The organism is Litchfieldia stipae (genome assembly GCF_014837155.1).
Classification (GTDB): domain Bacteria; phylum Bacillota; class Bacilli; order Bacillales; family Bacillaceae_L; genus Litchfieldia.
On sequence record NZ_JACYHA010000065.1, the window covers coordinates 1 to 605 of the forward strand.

General features: G+C 46.4%; 2 rRNA genes. Both read right to left on the reverse strand.

Features of this window, described 5'->3' with window-relative positions:
• Positions 1–108: ribosomal RNA gene (locus F7888_RS22310) — 23S ribosomal RNA — on the reverse strand; the annotation flags it as partial.
• 294 nt (positions 109–402) lie between these two features.
• Positions 403–605: ribosomal RNA gene (locus F7888_RS22315) — 16S ribosomal RNA — on the reverse strand; the annotation flags it as partial.

Consider the following 605-nt stretch of genomic DNA (forward strand, 5'->3'; position numbering starts at 1 on the left):
TTCGGATCAAAGCTTACTTACAGCTCCCCGAAGCATATCGGTGTTAGTCCCGTCCTTCATCGGCTCCTAGTGCCAAGGCATCCACCGTGCGCCCTTAATAACTTAACCTAATAACAAATGATAAGCGTCGAATCTCTTCGTCAGCTTCGGTCTTCCGGTACTCACGTGTCAAAACACGCTCCGTTCCTCCAGCCCTTTGCTTCCTCGATCTTCTCGCTTCTAATTTGTTCTTCGATTTAAATAAGTCTTTAAGAACTTACTTTGGTTTGTTTCTTAAAAATGAATGTTTTGTTATGTTATCTAGTTTTCAAGGTACGAAGTTTGAGAGAAAGTACTCTCAAAACTGACCACAATAAACGAAGCGTCTTATTATGAAACTCATAAGAGTTTCAGTTTCCTTAGAAAGGAGGTGATCCAGCCGCACCTTCCGATACGGCTACCTTGTTACGACTTCACCCCAATCATCTGTCCCACCTTAGGCGGCTGGCTCCTTGCGGTTACCCCACCGACTTCGGGTGTTACAAACTCTCGTGGTGTGACGGGCGGTGTGTACAAGGCCCGGGAACGTATTCACCGCGGCATGCTGATCCGCGATTACTAGCGAT